Source organism: Erysipelothrix aquatica (assembly GCF_009828775.2).
Taxonomy (GTDB): Bacteria; Bacillota_I; Bacilli_A; order Erysipelotrichales; family Erysipelotrichaceae; genus Erysipelothrix; species Erysipelothrix aquatica.
On record NZ_WTSY02000027.1, the window covers coordinates 14603 to 29171 of the forward strand.

The 14569-nt window shown below is 38.5% G+C and carries 19 protein-coding genes; all 19 read left to right on the plus strand.

Translation table 11 applies throughout. The features are described 5' to 3' along the window. Positions 1-5 precede the first annotated feature (5 nt). The 19 genes from GVV20_RS07930 (at position 6) to GVV20_RS08020 (ending at position 14239) form a co-directional block, all read left to right on the plus strand. Positions 6-1394: a terminase large subunit gene (locus tag GVV20_RS07930; protein ID WP_159740749.1), complete on the plus strand. Its 1389-nt coding sequence runs from the start codon at positions 6-8 to the stop codon at positions 1392-1394. Positions 1395-1471: 77 nt separating this feature from the next. Continuing rightward, complete coding sequence (locus tag GVV20_RS07935; RefSeq protein WP_159740750.1) at positions 1472-1951, plus strand: hypothetical protein; 480 nt, start codon at positions 1472-1474, stop codon at positions 1949-1951. Between the two features lie 2 nt (positions 1952-1953). Next, positions 1954-2850, plus strand: a complete 897-nt coding sequence (locus GVV20_RS07940; RefSeq protein WP_159740751.1) for a phage major capsid family protein — start codon at positions 1954-1956, stop codon at positions 2848-2850. Positions 2851-2853: 3 nt separating this feature from the next. Beyond that, positions 2854-3189, plus strand: a complete 336-nt coding sequence (locus GVV20_RS07945) for a hypothetical protein (RefSeq protein ID WP_159740752.1) — start codon at positions 2854-2856, stop codon at positions 3187-3189. 6 nt (positions 3190-3195) lie between these two features. After that, on the plus strand, positions 3196-3591 hold the full coding sequence (locus GVV20_RS07950; RefSeq protein ID WP_159740753.1) for a phage Gp19/Gp15/Gp42 family protein: 396 nt from the start codon (positions 3196-3198) through the stop codon (positions 3589-3591). Further along, positions 3578-3919: a hypothetical protein gene (locus tag GVV20_RS07955; RefSeq protein WP_159740754.1), complete on the plus strand. Its 342-nt coding sequence runs from the start codon at positions 3578-3580 to the stop codon at positions 3917-3919. The genes GVV20_RS07950 and GVV20_RS07955 overlap by 14 nt, the downstream gene beginning before the upstream one ends. After that, a complete protein-coding gene (locus tag GVV20_RS07960; protein WP_159740755.1) occupies positions 3912-4151 on the plus strand; it encodes a hypothetical protein in 240 nt (79 codons plus the stop codon). The genes GVV20_RS07955 and GVV20_RS07960 overlap by 8 nt, the downstream gene beginning before the upstream one ends. After that, entirely contained in the window at positions 4148-4483 is a 336-nt protein-coding gene (locus tag GVV20_RS07965; RefSeq protein ID WP_159740756.1) for a hypothetical protein, read from the plus strand. The genes GVV20_RS07960 and GVV20_RS07965 overlap by 4 nt, the downstream gene beginning before the upstream one ends. A 23-nt stretch (positions 4484-4506) precedes the next feature. Beyond that, a complete protein-coding gene (locus tag GVV20_RS07970) occupies positions 4507-5103 on the plus strand; it encodes a phage tail tube protein (protein ID WP_159740757.1) in 597 nt (198 codons plus the stop codon). Next, positions 5103-5369, plus strand: a complete 267-nt coding sequence (locus GVV20_RS07975; protein ID WP_159740758.1) for a hypothetical protein — start codon at positions 5103-5105, stop codon at positions 5367-5369. Before GVV20_RS07970 ends, GVV20_RS07975 begins: the two co-directional genes overlap by 1 nt. An 89-nt stretch (positions 5370-5458) precedes the next feature. Continuing rightward, the gene (locus GVV20_RS07980; protein ID WP_236261764.1) at positions 5459-5758 is read left to right on the plus strand and encodes a DUF5361 domain-containing protein; all 300 of its coding nucleotides are present in this window, start codon (positions 5459-5461) and stop codon (positions 5756-5758) included. Beyond that, the gene (locus GVV20_RS07985; protein WP_159740760.1) at positions 5748-7763 is read left to right on the plus strand and encodes a phage tail protein; all 2016 of its coding nucleotides are present in this window, start codon (positions 5748-5750) and stop codon (positions 7761-7763) included. The genes GVV20_RS07980 and GVV20_RS07985 overlap by 11 nt, the downstream gene beginning before the upstream one ends. A 9-nt stretch (positions 7764-7772) precedes the next feature. After that, on the plus strand, positions 7773-8507 hold the full coding sequence (locus GVV20_RS07990; RefSeq protein ID WP_159740761.1) for a distal tail protein Dit: 735 nt from the start codon (positions 7773-7775) through the stop codon (positions 8505-8507). Continuing rightward, positions 8507-10414, plus strand: a complete 1908-nt coding sequence (locus GVV20_RS07995) for a phage tail spike protein (RefSeq protein WP_159740762.1) — start codon at positions 8507-8509, stop codon at positions 10412-10414. Before GVV20_RS07990 ends, GVV20_RS07995 begins: the two co-directional genes overlap by 1 nt. A 5-nt stretch (positions 10415-10419) precedes the next feature. Beyond that, positions 10420-12492 (plus strand): hypothetical protein, encoded by a 2073-nt coding sequence (locus GVV20_RS08000; RefSeq protein ID WP_159740763.1) that lies wholly within the window; start codon positions 10420-10422, stop codon positions 12490-12492. Further along, positions 12492-12743 (plus strand): hypothetical protein, encoded by a 252-nt coding sequence (locus GVV20_RS08005; RefSeq protein ID WP_159740764.1) that lies wholly within the window; start codon positions 12492-12494, stop codon positions 12741-12743. Before GVV20_RS08000 ends, GVV20_RS08005 begins: the two co-directional genes overlap by 1 nt. A gap of 2 nt (positions 12744-12745) precedes the next feature. Next, complete coding sequence (locus tag GVV20_RS08010) at positions 12746-13156, plus strand: hypothetical protein (RefSeq protein WP_159740765.1); 411 nt, start codon at positions 12746-12748, stop codon at positions 13154-13156. After that, a complete protein-coding gene (locus GVV20_RS08015; protein ID WP_159812700.1) occupies positions 13156-14001 on the plus strand; it encodes an N-acetylmuramoyl-L-alanine amidase in 846 nt (281 codons plus the stop codon). Before GVV20_RS08010 ends, GVV20_RS08015 begins: the two co-directional genes overlap by 1 nt. Positions 14002-14005: 4 nt before the next feature. Next, complete coding sequence (locus GVV20_RS08020; protein ID WP_159812702.1) at positions 14006-14239, plus strand: hypothetical protein; 234 nt, start codon at positions 14006-14008, stop codon at positions 14237-14239. Positions 14240-14569: the final 330 nt, after the last annotated feature.

Below are 14569 nucleotides of genomic sequence, written 5' to 3' on the forward strand. Positions count from 1 at the left end.
TGAGCATGGCTAAGAAGGGAAGTCAAAAACCAACTCAGTCAATCATACTCTCGGCTAAAAACAGTTTATTTGAAGATGCTGTCAATCTTTATGAAAAATCAGGAAGAAAAGCGCGGCAATGGCAAATTAATCTTTTGAAAGCAATTCTGTCGAGAAATAAAAAAGGATTGTGGGAACACACGAAATTCGGTTGGTCAATTTCTAGGCGTAACGGGAAAAATGAGGTAGTTGCACAACGAGAAATGATTGGAATCGTAATGCTTAGTGAGAAAATACTTCATACAGCCCACAGAACGACAGCAAGTCACGAAGCGTGGGAACGCCTAACAAATTTATTGGATAGTGCAGAAATTGAGTATGAATCTTTAAGGGCATCCGGAAGAGAGAGAATCACTATTTCGGGCGGTGGTAAAATCGAATTTAGAACTCGGTCATCGAAAGGGGGATTGGGAGAAGGATTTGATGTATTAGTAATCGATGAAGCTCAAGAGTATACGGACGACCAAGAATCAGCACTTAAATATGTTATCTCAGCAAGTGAAAATCCACAGACACTTTTTTGCGGAACCCCGCCTACACCACACTCTAGCGGAACTGTATTTACCAATCTTCGAAATAACACTTTAGCGAAGTCTGTAAAAAATGCCGGGTGGGCAGAATGGTCTGTTCCTGAACAAACAGATCCTTACGACAAAAAAGCATGGTATGCAACAAATCCATCACTTGGGCAAGGATTAACAGAAAGATCAATCGAAGATGAAATAGGTAACGATGTGATTGATTTCAATGTTCAACGTTTGGGATTGTGGCTGAAATACAATCAAAAATCAGCTATAAGTGAAGCAGATTGGGAGTCTGTTAAAGTTGAAAAACTTCCGATTATTAAAGGTAAGTTATTCGTTGGTATAAAATATGGTGTCGACGGCACAAATGTGGCACTAAGTATCGCTGTCAAAACTGAAGACAATCGTGTCTTTGTAGAAAGTATTGATTGTAAGTCGATTCGTCACGGAACTGGTTGGATATTAGATTTCATTAAGAAAAGCGATGTTGAAAAAGTTGTGATAGATGGAGCAGGGGCACAAAACATACTTGCGCAAGATATGAAAGAGTATCGGATTAAAAATCCAGTACTTCCAACTGTCAAAGAAGTCATTATTGCTAACTCATCGTTTGAGAGGTCGCTATATCAAGATAAACTATGTCATTTAAACCAGCCATCCCTGACACAAGTTATTGTCAATTGCGAAAAAAGAAATATCGGAACTAATGGAGGTTTTGGATATAGATCGCAATTTGAAGAAAATGACATATCTCTCATGGATAGTGTCATATTGGCGCATTGGGCTTGCATTGAAAGCAAACCAGTTGCACCTCAAAAAATCAGGTATTAAACAAACACCAAAGCGGTGTTTTTTAATATTTTTACTTACGCGTACGCCATGCGGGAAGGCGGAAAAGAGGTTATGTTATGGAAGAATTTAAAGTAATAGAATCGCAAGAAGCTTTAGATGCAATTATAGAGAAACGTCTTCGCAGGGAGCGAGAAAAGTATTCAGACTATGATGAAATCAAAGCTAAAGCTGACAAATATGATGATCTTGAACAAACGACAAATTCGAGAATACTCGAATTAGAGACGATAATTCAAGAAAAAGATGGCAAATATACTGATTTTGATAACCAAATCAACCAATTAACCGGAGATAACCAAAAACTTAGAATGTCAGAAATGAAAACTCGAGTCGCATACGCTCACGGTATACCATTTGATTTGGCACAAAGACTTTCGGGTGACGATGAAGAAAGTCTCATTCAAGACGCACAAGCACTATCATCATATATAAAAGGTCCATCGTACGTGGCACCTCTAAAAGATACAGATGCACCAAGCGACAATAGAGCGCATGCATATCAAAATTTACTTAATGTAACAGAAACAGGAGAATAAAAATGTCAGAAACATTATCAAGAGGAACATTATTTGATCCAGAATTAGTAACAGATTTAATCAGCAAGGTAAAAGGGCGCAGTTCATTGGCCGTTTTATCGAACCAACAACCGATTCCATTTAATGGTCAAAAGGAATTCATCTTTACAATGGATAGCGAAGTAGATGTTGTTGCTGAAAATGGCAAGAAATCACATGGCGGAATGTCTTTAGATCCAGTGATTATCATGCCAATTAAAGTCGAATATGGCGCACGAGTTTCAGATGAATTCTTGTATTCAACTGAAGAAGAAAAAATCAAAGTTCTTGAAGCATTCAATGATGGATTTGCTAAAAAGGTAGCCAAAGGAATCGACCTCATGGCTTTCCACGGAATCAATCCACGAACAGGTGCTGCATCGACGGTCATCGGAGATAACCACTTTGATAAGAAGGTCACACAAACAGTCGATTATGTCGCTTCTCAAGTTGAAGAAAACATCGAGGCTGCAATCAACATGGTCCAAGGTTCCGAAAATGTGGTTACAGGAATTGCGTTAGATACTACCTTATCTTCAGCGCTAGCAAATTTAAAAGTAAATGGCGTAAAACAATATCCTGAATTAGCCTGGGGCGCAAATCCGGGTGCAATCCGCGGATTAAAAGCAGATATCAACAATACTGTGTATAACGCATCAAGCAAAGATCACGCCATCGTTGGTGACTTTGCAGATATGTTTAAATGGGGCTATTCGAAACAAGTTCCGTTCGAAATCATTAAATATGGTGATCCAGATAACTCAGGTAAAGATCTTAAAGGTTATAACCAAGTATATCTTCGTGCAGAAGCTTATGTCGGATGGGGGATTATCGATCCGTCTGCATTCGCTCGCGTCGTAGAAGTCAAAGTGGAGGGATAAAACATGAAATACATAAATACTAAAACGGGGGCTATCATCGATAGCCCCTGCAATATTTCTGGCGGTGACTGGAAAGATTTTCAAGAACAAAAAAAACTCACTTCACCTGTTAAGGAAATTGAAAACGATAACAAAGGCACACCGATAACTCAAGAAACAGGAAATGAAGATGATGATCTGTTGATTAAATCAAAGCCTGAGCTTGTGGTATTGGCAGAAGAGTTAGGATTAGGAAACCTCAACAAACTCAACAAACTCAACAAACCTGAAATCATTGATAAAATAAATGAAGCGCTTAATGACATTGAGGATAATCAAACAGAAGGATTAGAAGGGTAGATCTCGATGGAACCATTTGCAACTGTTGAGGATGTTAAAAATCTATTTCGTGATTTACTCAATGAAGAAATAACACGTGCAGAAAAACTACTTCCGATTGTCTCAGATTCACTTCGTGAAGAAGCGTTTAAAGTAGGTAAAGACATCGATGCTATTATGGCAGAACGTGCAAGTTATAAAAATGTCGTCAAATCAGTTACGGTCGATATTGTAGCACGGGTCCTTATGACTTCAACAGAACAAGAGCCTATGGTTCAATCCAGTGAGTCTGCACTGGGATATTCGTTTAGTGGTACATTTCTTGTTCCAGGTGGCGGACTTTTCATTAAAAACTCCGAATTAAGCCGTCTTGGGCTACGTAGACAAAGATATGGAGTCATCAATCTATATGACACGGATTAAAGGTGAAACTATTAAGCTGATTTCTTTTGCTTCTACCGGTGACAAAGACCCTTTCGGCAAAGAAATAAAGACTGAAGTACCTACATCGGTAGATAATGTTCTGATTGCGCCTGTGTCTGCGGACGATATCGTTAATAATCTTGAATTGTACGGTAAAAAAGCTGTCTATGTTCTCGCTATCCCTAAGCGTGATGAGAATCATTGGGAAGATTGCGTTGTAGAATTCTGGGGCGAACGCTTTAAAGTATTCGGAAAACCACTAAAAGGGATGGATGCTCTAATTCCTTTAGATTGGAACAAGAAAGTGATGGTCGAACGATATGAGTAAACCAAAAATCGAATTGAATAACAGCGCGATCAGAGATTTGCTACGAGGCGAAGATGTGCAAAATGCATTATCATCAAGAGCAAACTCAATAAAATCAAAACTCGGTGAAGGTTATGAAACGGATATCTATGTCGGTAAAAACCGCGCCAATGCTAGTATAAGAGCTGAAAGCAAAGAAGCAAAGCGCGATAATAAGAAAAATAACACGCTTCTTAAGGCGATGAACTTATGATTGAACCATTAATTGTAGAGCACTTATCTGATAAATTGTCGGTATTTGTAGGGCTCGAACATCCTGATGAAAAACAAGATTCTTATGTGGTTTTTGAAAAGACGGGTTCAACTCGTTCAAATCATTTAATTGGATCGATGTTTGCGTTTCAAAGTTATGCGAATTCCAAGTTTGAAGCTTCAGTCCTAAATCAAAAAGTCATTGATGCGATTTTATCACTTGAACATTTTAACAGGGTTGTAAGTGTAAAGCTGAATAGCGACTACGATTTTACAGATACCGAAACAAAACGATATCGCTACCAAGCGGTATTTTTAATTAAACATTACTAAAATGAAAATTAAGGAGGCATTATATGTCAAAACAAGAATACGTAACATATGGAAAGCCTAAAGTCGGTGGGGCGGTATCAATCGCTCCGATTGGAACTAAAGCGCCAACCGATGCGAAAGCGGCTCTAGATGCTGCTTTTAAGGGATTGGGATATATCAGTGAAGATGGTCTTGTGAACTCGAATACCCCAGAAATTTCAACTCTAAAATCTTGGGGCGGAGATACAGTACTAGCGATGCAAACAGGCAAGCCTGACACCTTTGCATATACCCTTATTGAGGCGTTAAATGTTGACGTCATGAAACAAGTCTACGGCGGGTCAAATGTTACAGGAACCCTTGAAACTGGAATCACCATCAAGGCAAATGCAAAAGAAACCGAACCCAATTTGGTTGTAATTGATATGATCTTGAAAAATGCGCTCAAACGTATCGTAATTCCGCATGCTCAAGTTATTACGGTTGGCGATATCACGTACGCCGATGAAAGTGCAGTAGGCTACGAAACGACAATTCAAGCCTTCCCTGACAGTGAAGGTAACACGCACTTCGAATACATCATCAGCGCAGAAAACGTCCAAGAAGCTTCGGCACCCGTAAATACGGAAGGTGGTAAATAATGCTTAAAGGAATCACAAAATCAGGCTTTAATTATGAGGTAACAGATGAACGCTTGGATGATTATGAGTTAATCGAAGCTCTTGCTGAAGTTGATACAAACCCGATTTTACTTCCGAAAGTAATTAAACTACTTCTAGGAGAATCGCAAAAAAATGAATTGATTGATCACATCAAAGTTCAGAATGGCAAAGTTCCAATGAGTAAAATATCAGAAGAAGTATTGGATATTTTTAACGGAACGGGTAAAGAAATAAAAAACTCCTAATCCTCTCCAGGATGATAAGCCTCGATGAAGAAGCTTTAATATGCGATTTAGCAGAGACATATCATATATACGAATATAAGAGGCTACCTATGAGATTGGTAGCCTCTTTTGCTAATGGTTTACGCGAGGGTTCGAGAATTCGAATGATTATGTCAGTAAGTAATGTTTCAACCGAAACACTGCTACTAGCTTCTATTTTCGACAAACTGAACATACTTATTTGGCAAAATACGAAAGATGGCCGTAAGGGCGCAAATAAACCAGTGAGCCTTGCAGCAAAATTTATCGAGGTTGAAGCAAAGGAAAATTCGTTCACCTCTGGGGAGGATTTTGAGAAAAGAAGAAATGAATTACTGGTAGAGATTGGAGGTGTTGGAAATGGCGGATAGTGGAGGGCCAATCGCAAAGTCATTCTTGCAAATAGTTCCTACGACAAAAGGCTTCAAGGAAGCTTTAACAAAGGATATTGATGGTCCATCTGAAGAAGTCGGAAGAAGTGCCGGAAATAAAATTGGAACTGCGTTAAAAGCAGCTTTAGTTGCTGTGGGTGTTGGGAAAATACTTAAAGATGCGATTACTGCCGGTGGCGAACTTGAACAAAACCTTGGGGGAACCGAGGCTGTATTCGGGCAATTCGCAGATAACATAAAGAATAGTGCACAAGATGCCTATCTTAACATGGGACTATCGGCTTCAGACTATATGGCAACAGCAAATAAAATGGGTTCGTTGTTTCAAGGGTCAGGAGTAGAGCAACAGAGAGCACTTGATCTAACATCGTCTGCGATGCAACGAGCAGCCGATGTGGCTTCTGTAATGGGGTTAGATACAACAATGGCGATGGAGTCGATTGCTGGTGCTGCAAAGGGGAACTTCACAATGATGGACAACCTCGGTGTCGCTATGAACGCTACTACACTCCAAGCATATGCACTTGAAAAAGGTATTAATTTTGATTGGAATACAGCAAGTAATGCCGAAAAAGCAGAACTCGCAATGAAAATGTTTATGGATAAAACGACACAATACGCAGGTAACTTCGCGCGTGAATCTGCCGAGACATTCTCTGGGTCCTTGGGTGCAATGAAAGCATCTTGGCAAAATGTTTTAGGTAATATGGCGACAGGTGCGGATATTAGTGCTCCCTTAGAAACTCTGAGCACGAGTATTATTAATTTTGCAAAGAATGCATTACCTATGGTAGGAAATGTTTTAATGCAACTACCTACTGTATTGGTTGAAGTATTGACATGGGCTGTGCCGCATGTAGTTGACATGGGATTAAAGGTAATCGCTTCTTTAGTTCAAGGAATTGCTGAAGCATTACCGACACTGATTCCGGCAATGGTTGATGCAATAACTTGGATTGTGCAAGCTATAGTTGATAATATTCCGATTATCATTGAAGCCGGTGTTCAGTTGATCCAGGGTCTTATTGAGGGGATTATGAATTCTATCCCTATCTTAGTAGAAAGAATTCCTGAAATTGTAAATCAATTAGTAGGAACTTTACTTACGTTGATACCACTTATTATCGATGCAGGTATTAAATTATTTGTTGCCCTAGTTCAGGCACTACCGCAAATAATTATGGAAATTGTTTCGGTGTTGCCGCAGATCATTGATAGTGTTATTACAACACTACTTGATAATTTACCTTTATTAATCGATGCAGGTGTTCAACTATTTGTTGCACTTGTCGAAAATTTACCATTAATCATAAGTGTTCTAGTTTCAAAAATTCCAAGCATAATCTCAAGTTTAATTTCAGGATTTATGCAAAGTGTTCCGAAACTAGTTAGTGCGGGCTTTACACTGTTTGTTGCTCTCGTACAAAATTTACCATCGATTATCTCTCAAATTGTGGGAGTAATTCCACAAATAATATCGGGGATTGTATCGGGGTTCTCGAATGGAATTAGCCAATTATTCAATATCGGTGGTCAAATGATGGATGGCTTAAAAAATGGAATTGCCAATGCAGCATCGCGCGTTGTTGAAGGGGCAATGGAGGTTGCATCCAATATCCTTGGAGGAATTAAAGGTTTCTTCGGTATTCGCTCACCATCTAGAGTCATGGCGGAAGTCGGAAAGTTCCTAGATGAAGGATTGGCTGGCGGTATTTCGGATAATATGAAACCGATAACTAAAGCGATGGATGCTGTTGGCGATATAGCTAATCAATCTTTCGAAAGTCAAATTGGTTTTGCTATTGCCGACCCTGATGGATTCAATAACACAGTCAATTCAATTGAACAACAACTTACTGTATCCCAAGGTCAGAAACAACCTGCTGTGCTAACATTCAATTTTGGAAATCGTGTTTTTGAGGCATTTGTTGAGGACATAACGGATGTTCAAAACAAAAAAATTGATCTTCAACTGAAATACTAAGGAGCCACTATGGATAAACAAAAATATTGTACACTTACCTTTAATGGCCGGACAATCGATGAACTAGTAAAGGGATATACGACGATTAACGTCGAGGGAAGATTTCTATCGTCTAATGTGTTAAACTCAGCATCAACGAATGCCGATGGTGAGTTTTTGCTTTCCAAAAGAAAAGCCGCGAAGATATTAACAGTGCATTTTCTTCTTAAAGCATCCTCTAGTAAGGAATTTCTTTCGAAAACCAAGAAAATTAACGAAATGCTTCAGTCCGATGGGCTTGTAAAAGTTAAGTTTGGGGACGAGGAGTATTACCGTATGGGGGTTGTGAGTGATATAAGTAATCCTCCATATGATAGCCACCAAGGGGTTGGCTCAATTCAAATTTATTGTCCAGACCCGTTTGCATACAGTGAAATTGTACAAACGACCCAAGAAATTAAGTCTGAGTATCCATCGTTTCCTGTGAAGATAGAAAGTATCAAAACAACAATATCCGGTGCGGCTTCTAAGCTAATTATTCGTAACGAAACAAGAGGGTCAAAGATTATTTTGAATTATGATTTCGAATCAGAAGATTTAATCGAAGTCACAATGGAAACAATTAAAGTCAATAATGTCGACAAGAGAGAAATCTTGGACTTTGTTTCAAGTGATTATTTAAACTTCGAAATATACTCAGGTGACGTAATAACTCTTTCTTCTAATGATCCATTTGCCATTGAATACAGAGAGAAGGTGCTTTGATGAAAGGCGCCTTTTTATTTGATAATAACAAAACTTTAATCAAAAGCATCCAATCGTTAGAAATGCTCGAAAATACTCAGGAAATGGAGTTGAATGGCTTGATTACTGCTTCGATATCTTTTAAGTACATGGAAGAAATTGAAGACGCTGCATACTTCGGAGTGAAGGACAGCAATACGTTTTGGCTCTATAAAATTAGAGGACTTACTAAAGAGAACGATTCAATAAAATTTAATGGTGTGCATATCTTGTTTGATGACTTGAAAGGAAGACTTGTCGAAGAAATGCGTCCAAGTGGTGTAACAATTTCAATTGTTATGTCTCGAATTCTTGAAAACACTGGATGGACATTAGGTATTGTTCAAAGTAACTCGGTAGCGTCATCTAGCTATTATAGCCAATCTACTTTAAGTGCCTTTGCAGATGCAATCGAGAAGTGGGATGTGGAATTTGAACCGCGCTTAACGTTTGTCGATGGAATCATCGTAAAGAAAGAAATCGATATTTATGATAGATTGTCCAAAGATTATGGAAGATGGTTCGAATATGGCGACAAGCTTATTTCAGTTACTGCAGAAACTTCTACCGATGACCTATTTACTGCGTTCATGGGACGCGGAAAAGGCGAACAAATCGAAGGTACGGGCGGTTTCGGAAGAAAGATTACTTTTAAAGACATTGAGTGGTCTAAATCTAAGGGGGATCCCGTCGATAAACCGAAAGGTCAATCGTTTGTGGAGCTTCCATCCGCGACTAAAGAGTTCGGATATAATGGCTTGGTTCCAAAAATTGGCATTATTGATTTTTCGGACATTGAAGACAAAAGTGAACTTCTTGAACGAACCTACAAATACCTTGTTGAAAATGCAAGACCTAAAATTCAATTCAAAGGAAGTGGACTAGCCGCTAAAGATATCGAATTGGGCGAGACATGCGCCGTGATTCATTCTGACATGAACATTAGATATAAAACCCGTGTATTCAAGGTTAAACGAGACTTTCTTAACGAGGAAGTAATACAGTTTGAGTTTGGCGATAAAGTTGTATTAAGTGTGGCCCAGCGCCAAAAAGACGAAGACAAGAAAAATGAAGCTGTTCAAAAAGAAAACGACGATCGTTTCGAAAAAACCTTAGAAAAAATCAATGAATCATACTTCAATGGCGATGGCCATAACTACGAACTTAAGTCGGGAAACCCTTATGGACTACCTGCTGGTTATTATAGTTTTGATAAGCCCATCGATATGAATCCTGAAGAAGTAATTGGAATGAGTGCAGGAAAACTTGTGATAGCGAACAAAAAAGACGCGACGGGCCAATGGGAGTTTAGGACATTTGGAACTGGAAACGGCTTTGTGGCTGATGAAATAACCGCAGGCACATTAAATGGTAATTTACTACAAGCGGGAACAGTTCTGGCAGAAGCAATTAGCGTAAATGCTAAACAGGATATTCGCGAGGGTCTTGCAAAAACAGCTGACTTGGAAGTGACTTCCGAGAGATTATCTTTCGAAATCGATGAAAGAAAACTTGGGGAAGAATATTTACGTGCGGAAATGGTCCAAACAGTTACAGACTTCAGCTTGCAATTCCAAAAAGAAATAGAACTTCAAGGTGGTGAAATCGAGAAAATTAATTCATACTTCGATTTCAATATCGATGGCTTCGAAATTGGAAAAGGAACGAGCGATTTTTCGATTCTACAAACCAATGATGGTATCTACTTGAACCATAAAGGTGTACCGATATCTAGTTGGCGAATTGTTGAAGGAGTTCCGCAAATGGATGTTACTGCATTGATTGTCCTAGAGCGAATTATCATGGGAAACCATGTAATTATGAAACATAAGAACCAGGATGAATTAAAAAGCGGTACCTTATGGCAGCATATGAGAAAGATGGGGTGATGTAGATGGCATGGGTTAAAGCGGCGAGTAAACCATTTCCTAACGATAGTCGTTATGTGGCTGAGATTTGGTATGAAATTGGAGATCAAAACTTTCAAGATAATACAACTCAAGTTAGATGGGAACTAGGGATCCGAAAACTTAGCGGTGACGGATATTGGGATAGTAGTAAAAATAGTTATCTTACATCACAATGCTACGGCGAAAGTTACGACATTCCTTTCAGTTATGACTTTACGAACACAAGCTATATCGCCATTGATTCGTGGTCATGGAGATCTGTTCAGCATTCATATGATGGAACTAAGTCTATAACAATGTGGACGAAATTCAGCCTTACAAGATTTGGTTATGTTGAGTTTGGATATAATCTGACACTTCCAACCATCCCTAGACACGTCGCGTTCACTCCCGCATGGAACACTAGTCTCAAGGCGCGTAGATTTGGGTATAAGGTTTCGATGCCTAGTTCCTCTCACTCATGTAATATCACGCTCCGAGGGAAAACTGATGGCACAGAAAATTTTTGGTCTAAATCGTTAAGTAAAGCAGAAGAAATCGTCGCACCTTTATCCGATGATCAATATAAAAAACTTGCGGAAAGTTTTGCAAGCGTGAACCTTAAGCCGTTAACATGGTTAGTTGAAACATTCATAAATGGAAAATCAATTGGAACCAAGTCATATAGTGAAAACATTGTCTGGGATATTCAATACATTCCACCGGAACTTTCATATAGTTTAATTCAGCCCACTTCGTTACATAACGACCTTAAAAATGAAATTCTTATTGGCTATACAAAGATTAAAGTAGTAGCGACATCTAAAACGCAACCATTTCAGAATATGTGGGTTCCTTCAGATAAATGGAAAACAGCATTAAACGGTATTTATAAAAACGGATCTTCAAGTACACATGAGGTTACGAAGGATTCATTAATCATCGGTTCTCAATGGACTGATAATCACCAAAAAGTAAGTTCAATGGCTCAGAGTGTAGATGAAAAAGCTATACCGTATACACGACCAACCGTGAAAATCGAACAACTTAAAAGGGTGAACGCATTAGGGAATGACGATTTACTAGGAACTAATGTTTTTGTGAAAGCAACTATCGGATTCAACCCACTGAACAATAAAAACGGTATTATTCTAGTTCAAATTGGAATTGGGTCATATGCGACTATCACAACTCAACAGTTGGCTGATGGTCACACAATTACGAATGTTGATATAAATAAGGCACACACGATCAATATTAAGGTAGCGGATAAAGTAACGACCGATAATGTGTTTTCATCGAACATCTCCAGTGGTAGTGTTGACTTATACATAGGTGGAAACGGTGAAGTCGGTGTCGGTATGATCAATAACAAAGATGCTAACTCGCTACAAGTTAAAGGGCAAGCATATCAAAACGAAAATGATCCGATTAAGGATTTCTTTGCTCAGCCAATTGCTTTAACTACAACTATAAATTTTAATGATTATTGGAAAAGAGGGATTTATTCCCTGTCAAATACAGTAAATGCAAACAACTCATCCAATAGCCCTAAAGCCGGAGCCGGTTTCCTAGTTGTGAGAAATCTAAGTGACTATTCGGAAATACCGAGTCCAAATAAGACGTGGCTTTACGTTTGGCAAGAGTTTGAAAATTTATCTGGCGCAATATACTCAAGGCATATGGGGACTGGATCGGGAACCATTCCTGTCTGGTCTGAATGGCGAAGAACAGATGTTCCAATTCAACCTGCAGATGATATCGAAGCGCGTGGACCAAATTTTATTAAGTGGTCAAGTGGTGACATGGAGCAGTGGGGAACATACAACCTTGTAACAGCCATAGACAAGCCGTATGGTAGCGGATACTACAGTGGTGTTACTGCCAATATGAAATTTCCGATTGCATTTACATCAAAGCCAAACCTTTCCGTAACAGTTGAGGATAACTTTGCCAATAGTGTTGTACCTTACTTAGTTTCGAATACAGGAGTTCAGATTTGGTATGTATACGGTCTAGAAAAACATGTATCATCGACAAGATTAATACATTGGACAGCGAGAGGAAGGTGGAAGTGATGATAAACGAACGTATCAAAAAATTGGAGATTGATTTAGAAAATCTAAATCCAAAATTGGTGGAATTTAACAAAGTCGTAGAATCAGAACAACTGAAGCTTAGCGAGGCAATGAATAATCGTAATCTTGTTAAAAATCAGGTGGATGTATTAAATGAAGAAATTATGTTTTGGAAGACTGTTCAGGAAAAAGTTTCGAAACTAGGTATACAGTTAATGACAGTAGATGTCGATACAGACATAGAGGAGTAATTATGAACGAAATCATATTATTTATTAAAAGCGATCCATTGTGGGTCGCTTTAGTATTATTACCGCTAGCAATCATAGCGAAGAATTTACTCGGTGCAGGTCACGCACAACAATATAATCAATTAAATTGGAACTATCTGAAACGTGGATTGTACAAAGGATTACTAATTTACATGGCAATCGCGGTTCTGTCCGTCATGGCTGCTCTAAGTAATGATTTGAGTGTCAACGTTAATGGAACGAGTTTAACGCTCGTACAAGCCGTTACTGTGATAATCATGGGAGCGGTCGCCGTATACGTTAAAGATATCTTTGCACTGTTTCTACTAATCTTTAAACAACCAACAACTATTGATGAAAATAAAGTAATTAAAACAGAAAGCGGTACTTATGAGTACCAGGAGGACAAGTAATGTTACAATTCACAGAATATGCTCAACAAGTTGGGTTAACAGTCAAACAAAACTTTACAGGTAAAGTAAGCTCAGTTTACGGATCAACACGTGCATCAAGCGCTGCACATCGAAAACCCATTGAAATGGTAGTAATTCATACAACCGCAAATACCGCACCTGCAGTTAACGAAGCAGCAAACCTTGCGAATAACAATGGAACCAACTCATTCAATGCAGTAGCGGATGCAAATGAAGTATATGAAACAGTACGCTTCAGTGATGTTTCCCATCATGCTGGAGACAAGGATGTTAACCAACGTTCTATCGGTGTTGAACTAGTTGAATCCAACATTGAGCAAGGATACATTAACTTAGTTAAGTATCTTGGATATGCAATGGCTCAATTGGGCTTGTATCCGTCCACAAAGACCGTAAGATTGCATGGTGAGTTTGTACACACATCGTGCGGTACGTTCTACAAACGCAAAGGAATGAACCATATCGTTCGTGATATTATCAAATACTACGAGATTGCATTAAATGGAACTTCACAAGAAGTAACACCAACTCCTAAACCTGAACCAATTATTAAATCAAATGAACAGATTGCAGCACAAGTTATGCGTGGTGATTGGGGTAATGGTGATGATCGATACAATCGACTCACAAATGCAGGTTATGACTACTATGCAATCCAAGACATTATCAATGGCGGAGTAACGCCTACAAAATCAATTAATGATGTAGCGAACGCAGTTATTCGTGGCGACTATGGAAATGGTCAAGCTCGCTATGACAAGCTACGTGCAGAAGGATATGATGCAGATGAGGTCCAATCTAGAGTGAATGAGATTTTAGGATAGTTCTATGTCCAACTATGAATTTATGGGAATGATTGTACTTGTTGCTATTCCTACAGTCACAAGTATCTTCAAGTTATCAATTTCAATTGCTAAATTTGCAAATGCTGTAGAAAACCTAACTGCATGGCAAAAAATCAAAGATGATAAGGATGACGAACAAGACAAACGCTTGGATAATCATCAGCAAGAAATCGATAAGATTAAGAAAAATCATTATGAAAAAAACAGAATAAACTAAAAAATGGCCATTTTCTTTTGTGAAAGTGGTCTTTTTTCTTCGTGTTCATTGAGTAATACACGTGTTCATTGAGTAATACAATAGAAGCGCAATAGAAACTAGATAGTAATGTGCTATGTTCAATGTGGTTGTATACCTATAATTACATCTCGTATCTAAAATACAGCCATTATACGCTCGCTGGAGTGTTAGAATCTGACCTACTCCCGTGAGTTTGTGAAAAAAGAAGGTTGCCCTTCTTTTTTATAGATTTACAATATAGTCAATAAAAGTAACAACTTAAGCAAAATGCATTCATCTTTTTATATATTTAGTCGTATACTTTTGTTG

Excerpts from the sequence above, each read along its gene's own strand:
- GVV20_RS07930 (WP_159740749.1), top strand. The coding sequence starts at position 6 with ATGGCTAAGAAGGGAAGTCAAAAACCAACTCAGTCAATCATACTCTCG.
- GVV20_RS07935 (WP_159740750.1), top strand. The coding sequence starts at position 1,472 with ATGGAAGAATTTAAAGTAATAGAATCGCAAGAAGCTTTAGATGCAATT.
- GVV20_RS07940 (WP_159740751.1), top strand. The coding sequence starts at position 1,954 with ATGTCAGAAACATTATCAAGAGGAACATTATTTGATCCAGAATTAGTA.
- GVV20_RS07945 (WP_159740752.1), top strand. The coding sequence starts at position 2,854 with ATGAAATACATAAATACTAAAACGGGGGCTATCATCGATAGCCCCTGC.
- GVV20_RS07950 (WP_159740753.1), top strand. The coding sequence starts at position 3,196 with ATGGAACCATTTGCAACTGTTGAGGATGTTAAAAATCTATTTCGTGAT.
- GVV20_RS07955 (WP_159740754.1), top strand. The coding sequence starts at position 3,578 with ATGACACGGATTAAAGGTGAAACTATTAAGCTGATTTCTTTTGCTTCT.
- GVV20_RS07960 (WP_159740755.1), top strand. The coding sequence starts at position 3,912 with ATGAGTAAACCAAAAATCGAATTGAATAACAGCGCGATCAGAGATTTG.
- GVV20_RS07965 (WP_159740756.1), top strand. The coding sequence starts at position 4,148 with ATGATTGAACCATTAATTGTAGAGCACTTATCTGATAAATTGTCGGTA.
- GVV20_RS07970 (WP_159740757.1), top strand. The coding sequence starts at position 4,507 with ATGTCAAAACAAGAATACGTAACATATGGAAAGCCTAAAGTCGGTGGG.
- GVV20_RS07975 (WP_159740758.1), top strand. The coding sequence starts at position 5,103 with ATGCTTAAAGGAATCACAAAATCAGGCTTTAATTATGAGGTAACAGAT.
- GVV20_RS07980 (WP_236261764.1), top strand. The coding sequence starts at position 5,459 with ATGAGATTGGTAGCCTCTTTTGCTAATGGTTTACGCGAGGGTTCGAGA.
- GVV20_RS07985 (WP_159740760.1), top strand. The coding sequence starts at position 5,748 with ATGGCGGATAGTGGAGGGCCAATCGCAAAGTCATTCTTGCAAATAGTT.
- GVV20_RS07990 (WP_159740761.1), top strand. The coding sequence starts at position 7,773 with ATGGATAAACAAAAATATTGTACACTTACCTTTAATGGCCGGACAATC.
- GVV20_RS07995 (WP_159740762.1), top strand. The coding sequence starts at position 8,507 with ATGAAAGGCGCCTTTTTATTTGATAATAACAAAACTTTAATCAAAAGC.
- GVV20_RS08000 (WP_159740763.1), top strand. The coding sequence starts at position 10,420 with ATGGCATGGGTTAAAGCGGCGAGTAAACCATTTCCTAACGATAGTCGT.
- GVV20_RS08005 (WP_159740764.1), top strand. The coding sequence starts at position 12,492 with ATGATAAACGAACGTATCAAAAAATTGGAGATTGATTTAGAAAATCTA.
- GVV20_RS08010 (WP_159740765.1), top strand. The coding sequence starts at position 12,746 with ATGAACGAAATCATATTATTTATTAAAAGCGATCCATTGTGGGTCGCT.
- GVV20_RS08015 (WP_159812700.1), top strand. The coding sequence starts at position 13,156 with ATGTTACAATTCACAGAATATGCTCAACAAGTTGGGTTAACAGTCAAA.
- GVV20_RS08020 (WP_159812702.1), top strand. The coding sequence starts at position 14,006 with ATGTCCAACTATGAATTTATGGGAATGATTGTACTTGTTGCTATTCCT.